The sequence below is a fragment of the uncultured Maricaulis sp. genome, assembly GCF_905480005.1.
GTDB lineage: Bacteria > Pseudomonadota > Alphaproteobacteria > Caulobacterales > Maricaulaceae > Maricaulis.
This window is the reverse complement of record NZ_CAJQOO010000057.1, coordinates 1-5,157: the sequence shown is the minus strand read 5'-3', so window position 1 is coordinate 5,157 and position 5,157 is coordinate 1. Positions and strand designations below refer to the sequence as shown.

General features: G+C 63.1%; 5 protein-coding genes. 3 read left to right on the top strand and 2 right to left on the bottom strand.

The annotated features are described in order from the left end of the window. Positions 1-537: His/Gly/Thr/Pro-type tRNA ligase C-terminal domain-containing protein (locus QZ266_RS06440; protein ID WP_295692879.1), on the top strand; the 537-nt coding region annotated here is incomplete at its 5' end. Between the two features lie 284 nt (positions 538-821). Here QZ266_RS06440 and QZ266_RS06435 read toward each other — a convergent pair. Then, positions 822-1,952, bottom strand: coding sequence for a hypothetical protein (locus QZ266_RS06435; protein WP_295692876.1), 1,131 nt, complete (start codon positions 1,950-1,952; stop codon positions 822-824). A 221-nt stretch (positions 1,953-2,173) separates the two neighbouring features. Here QZ266_RS06435 and QZ266_RS06430 point away from each other — a divergent pair, with 221 nt between their 5' ends. Continuing rightward, positions 2,174-3,292, top strand: coding sequence for a glycoside hydrolase family 3 N-terminal domain-containing protein (locus QZ266_RS06430; protein ID WP_295692873.1), 1,119 nt, complete (start codon positions 2,174-2,176; stop codon positions 3,290-3,292). Here QZ266_RS06430 and QZ266_RS06425 read toward each other — a convergent pair. Continuing rightward, positions 3,289-4,398 carry a serine hydrolase gene (locus QZ266_RS06425; RefSeq protein WP_295692870.1) on the bottom strand — a complete coding sequence of 370 codons (1,110 nt, stop codon included), beginning with the start codon at positions 4,396-4,398 and terminating at the stop codon, positions 3,289-3,291. The genes QZ266_RS06430 and QZ266_RS06425 overlap by 4 nt on opposite strands. Before the next feature lie 105 nt (positions 4,399-4,503). Between QZ266_RS06425 and QZ266_RS06420 the strand changes: the two genes are divergently transcribed. Beyond that, a complete protein-coding gene (locus tag QZ266_RS06420; RefSeq protein ID WP_295692868.1) occupies positions 4,504-4,968 on the top strand; it encodes an Lrp/AsnC family transcriptional regulator in 465 nt (154 codons plus the stop codon). The last annotated feature ends 189 nt before the right edge of the window (positions 4,969-5,157 follow it).

The following is a 5,157-nucleotide window of genomic DNA, read 5'->3' as shown; positions in this document are numbered from 1 at the left end:
CTGGCCCAGGCGCACTATGAGGACGGCTCACCGATCCAGTTCGGCTCGGTCGGTGGCGGCGGGCGCTATGATGACCTGGTCTCGCGTTTTACCGGACAGGCTGTACCGGCGACCGGTTTCTCCTTCGGGGTCAGCCGCTTCGCCGCGGCCCTGTCTGCCCTGGGCCTGACAGGCTCGGTGGAGGAAAAGCCGCTGGTCCTCGTTGTCGCCAGCGAGAAGGACCGCTCGGCGGATTATCTCGCCATGGCCGGCGAATTGCGGGCTGCCGGATTTCGGGCCGAGGCCTTCGTCGGCTCGGGCAATATGGGCAAGCAGATGAAATACGCCGACCGCCGCGGTGCGGTGGCGGCTGTGATTGTGGGCTCGAACGAGCGCGAAGAGGGCCTGGTCACGATCAAGGATCTTAAGCTGGGCGCTCGCCTGGCGGCCGATATCAGTGACAACAAGCAGTGGCGCGAAGAGCAGCCAGCCCAGGAGACTGTCTCGCGCGACAACTGGATTGCCGCGGTGGCCACGGTCGCGCAGCGCAACAAGTAGTAGCAAAAAGTCGAACGGGCGGTAGGGCTTATCCCCAAGCGTTAAGATTACGGGGGTTGACGCAACCCAAGTGCTACGTCAACGTCGTAATCGGACTGGGCCTGACCGCTCTGTCCTTTGGCGTTTCGGGGAGGAGACGCCCTTTATCGACCAACCGTTATCTCGGGGCTGGCCTTGCCAGCCCCTTTTTTTGTCTGCTCGCAGGCCAGGCCCGGTCCGTGTCGCACAAAAAGGGCGGGCCGCGCATGCGGGCCCGCCCTTTCGCGAATCAGTGTCGCACCGACCTAGCGCTCGTCGTCATCCTCGTCGATTTCGACAATCACGACACGCTCGCCGCCATCGAGTTCGATGATGCGACGCCCTTCGCCGTGATGCAGGCGCTCAACGCGCATTTCACGCTCGACGCGACGGCCTTCATGGCGGCCCTCCTGACGACCTTCCAGGCGGTCGGTTTCGAGCCGGTTCAGCCAGTCAACCAGGTCGTCGCCGGTTTGCTCCTCACCATCGATCCAGACACGGCGCCGGCCATCATCGTCCTCAATACGGATGCTGCCAGTATCGCTGTCGCGAAGGATGTGACGCATGCGGTCGACATCGGCATGGCGGGCCGCCTCGTCGGCGCGCAGGATCTCAACCCGCGCACGCTGGCGCTCGCCGTCTCCGCGCAGGACCTCGACCCGGGCCCGGGCCATGTCGCGCTCGGCGCGCGCCATGTCACGGGTCGCTCGCTCGATCTCGATGCGCGCCATGCGGCGGGCACCTTCCATCTCGACATGCGCTTCACGCAGCTCGCGACGGGTCTCACTCATGGCTTCGCGGATCTCCTCGCGGGCCTCGCGCAATTCGGCGCGAACCTCTTCCTGCTCTTCCGGCGTGAGGTCGTCCCAATCATCGGAGTGGACGATGCGGTTCTCGTCGAGGCCGGACAGGGCCAGCTCAAGCGACTGCATCACGCCTTCCTCGATACCCTCGACATTCATGTCGATGACCATGCGCGCGACGTGGTTTTCCATTTCGGCGAGATGCTCGGCACGCTCTGCCATGTGCAGCTGGATTTCGCGTCCCATGCGGGCGTGATTGCCTTCGATGACACGGATGTCCATGCCGTCAATCACCACGACACCGTCATTCGCCACATCGACCAATTGGCCATCGACGCGAACGGCGCCGTTCGCGATCTCGATCCGCTGACCATCAATCTCGATGATCGACTCCTCGCCATCACGGTCGATATGGATGGTGCGATCGCCATCGGCGCCGCGGATTTCAACGATCTGGCCATCACCGCCGACAAAGGTGGCATGGCTGTCACTGGTCACATGAATGCGGGTCTGGCGGACATGATCGTCATCCAGCGCATAGGCTGCGGCCCCGGTCATGGCGAGGGCAACGCCCGCCATCAGAAATTTTTTCATTGCTGCTATCCCTCTTCGTTATGACGCAAATGTGATCGGTCCCGCCTTACGACGTTCCTGTTCAGGCCTAAAATATTTGTCACCTGCGGAGGATGTCCCGATCAAGGTCGGCCGATGCGCGACGCGCGACGCGGGGCTGGACTGACGTGACGCCCATACTTGCCACCGGTCGGGTCGATCCGCATGCTCCGGGTCGGGGAATAGGCAAGGAATAGCGGATCATGGATCGTCGTCGCGTATTGCAATCAGGACTCGCCGCCACGCTGATGGCCACTGCGGGACCGGCCGCGCAGGCGCGCATGCGCGCCAGTCTGCGCGAACAGCTCGATCGCCCGCTGGCTGACCGGGTCGGTGACATGTTGCTGCTGGGTTTCATCGGCTCGCACAATGAGACCGAAGGCGCCGACATCATCGATGCCCATCTCGCCGCCAATCGGATCGGCGGCGTCTTGTTCCTGCGCCATAATGTGCGGTCGCGGGAAGGGGCTGAGGGCTCGGCGGCGCGTTTTCTCGCCACGCGTCCGGGCGCCTGGATGGCGATTGACCAGGAGGGCGGGCTGGTCCAGCGCCTGTCCCGGGATCTGGGCTATACCCATCTGCCCCGCGCCATGCAGGTCGCCGAAGCCCGCTCGCCGCAAGGTGCGGGCGATCTCTACCGCCTCGGCGCCGGAGAATTCCGCGCCGCCGGCTTCAACATGAATCTGGCGCCGGTTGCCGATCTCCACGATCCGGACAATGCGGTGATCGGGCGTCATGGCCGCGCCTATGGCACGGACGGCGATACGATCGCCGCCTATGCCGCAGCCTTCATCGACGCCTTCGAGGCCGAGGGCGTCGCCTGCGCCATCAAGCACTTCCCCGGGCATGGCCGTTCGCGCGGGGATAGTCATGACGGTTTCGTCGATATCTCGGACAGTTGGAGCGAGGCCGAGCTGGCGCCGTTCCGCGAACTCATCAACCAGGGTCGTGCGCATCTGATGATGGGCGGGCATCTGACCAATCGCCAGCTCGACCCGAGTGGCGAGCCGGTGACCTTCTCGGCTCCGGTCCTGGATGATTTGCTGCGGGGCGAGCTTGGCTTCACCGGCGTCGTCATGACCGATGATCTGGACATGGCGGCCATTCGCGAGAATTACGATCAGCGCGAAGCGGTCATCCGCGCCATTGAGGCCGGCAATGACATGATCATGTTGTCCAATTCCGCCGCACCGGATGCTGAGCTGCCGCAGCGCATTGTCGGATGGGTCGAGGCGGCCATTGCCGATGGCCGCCTGAACGAGCACCGCATCAACCAGTCGGTCGCCCGGCTGGCGGTGTTGAAGGCGCGTGTGGGACTCTAGTCGGCGGCCCCTGTCAGGGCTTCCAGCAGGATTTCTCGCGCGAGCTGCCCGGCAATGTCGGGGCGGTCGCGGTTTACATGGACGATGACGGTCGCGTCATGGCTCAGGAGCCGGATGGCGATTGTGCCGTAACCGGCAATCGAGCCGCCATGGGTAATCGCCGTGAAGCCCAACGGGTGTTCAACATAGGTGGGGCCGAGTGCGCGATATCGTCCTTCGCCGCGATCATGCAGCTCCGACATCATCGAGGCGCCGATCGCCTGCAGGCGTCCCTCTTCGGCGAAAACAGCATCCAGGAAATCGGCCAACTCGTCTGCGGTCGTGAATATGCCGCCATCCGGCCCGTTATTCTCCAATAGCTCGTACACGTCCTGTTCGGGATCCTGTTCGCTGCCATAGCCGTGAATTCGGTCGCGCGGATCGAACTGGATATTATAGCCGGTCGCTGTCAGGCCCAGCGGCTCGATGACGAGTTGCTGGTAGAGGGTGTCCAGTGGCTGGCCGGAGACCGCTTCAGCGGCCAGTGCCAGGTATTGATAATTGGTGTTGGAATAGGCGTGCCGGGTGCCCGGCGGGAATTCGGCCGGAGCGCCGCGGATATGGGCGAGGGTTCGGTCTGCGGTATTGCCCTCACGGGTATTCACATGGGCAAACCAGCGATCGTCATAATAGTCGGGAATGCCACTCGTGTGGTTCAGGAGCTGGTGGATCGTGGCCTGGTCGGCGTTAGCCACTCCCTCCAGAAACGCCGGCGGGACGAGGTCGGCGAGGGCCATGTCCAGCGACAATTCGCCGTTCAGGATCAATTGATGGATCACAGCGGCGGTATGGAGCTTGCCGACACTCGCTGCGCGCAACAGGTAGGTCGTCTCCATCTCGAGGCCGGTTTCACGGTCGGCCAGACCGCGGGCAATGGTTACGCGCTCGCCGTCCATGTCCAACAGCACGATGGCGCCCGGAATATCGTTTTCCGCCAGGGCGGCATCGACGCGGTCTGTAATCCGGTCGGCGGCGGTCGGCTCGCCCTCGGGCGGCTCGGCATTGGCGCAGCCCACACAGAAGACTGCGAGCATTGCGGCCCGGATCACATGTTTGAGGCAAGGCATGGCAGGTTTCCTGAACAATGAACGGCCAAACTAGCCCGGTCTGGCAGGCTTTAATCGGCGAATTCCGTACTTGAAATGGCGAATTTCGCCACATAGGGTCAGGCCATGGATATCGACACGTTCGACAGGGCCTTGTTGTCACTGGTTCAGATGGATAACCGGCTCCCCAACCGGGTGATCGCAAAGCGCGTCAACCTGTCTGAAACGGCCGTCCGCCGCCGTCTGGACAGGTTGAGGACGTCCGGCCTGATCAAGGGTGATGTCGCGCTTCTCGACCGTGACGCGCTGGGGCAAACCCTGATTGTGTCCGTGGTTTTCGCCGACGACACGCCGGCCAACCATATCGGGTTTCGAACACGCATGATGGCGCAAGCCTGTGTGACGCAGTGCTATTCCATCGCCGGCGAGGTGGACTTCATCATCCATGTTCACGCCGCCAACCTGCGCGATTTCGAGGCCTGGGCGGAACAGCATCTGCTGGGTGATCCCGGTATCCGCCGATACGAGACATCGGTCGTCTTCACGACGCACAAATTCTCGACCGCGATCCCGATACCGGAATTGATCTGAGGTATCGCCGGGACGGCGGCCAAATCCCCTGTCCCGGACTTGACGGTCTTCGACGGCAGGCGATGAAGGATTGGATCGGGGGATTGTCGCGGGCATGTCGTCCGCCGTGAGTGGGAAATGACAGGATCAACGCCATTGTCGACAAGTCGGGTGGGGCGGGGCAGGTTCAACCTTTGTGACAAGCGGGGA

Excerpts from the sequence above, each read along its gene's own strand:
- QZ266_RS06435 (WP_295692876.1), bottom strand. The coding sequence starts at position 1,952 with ATGAAAAAATTTCTGATGGCGGGCGTTGCCCTCGCCATGACCGGGGCC.
- QZ266_RS06430 (WP_295692873.1), top strand. The coding sequence starts at position 2,174 with ATGGATCGTCGTCGCGTATTGCAATCAGGACTCGCCGCCACGCTGATG.
- QZ266_RS06425 (WP_295692870.1), bottom strand. The coding sequence starts at position 4,398 with ATGCCTTGCCTCAAACATGTGATCCGGGCCGCAATGCTCGCAGTCTTC.
- QZ266_RS06420 (WP_295692868.1), top strand. The coding sequence starts at position 4,504 with ATGGATATCGACACGTTCGACAGGGCCTTGTTGTCACTGGTTCAGATG.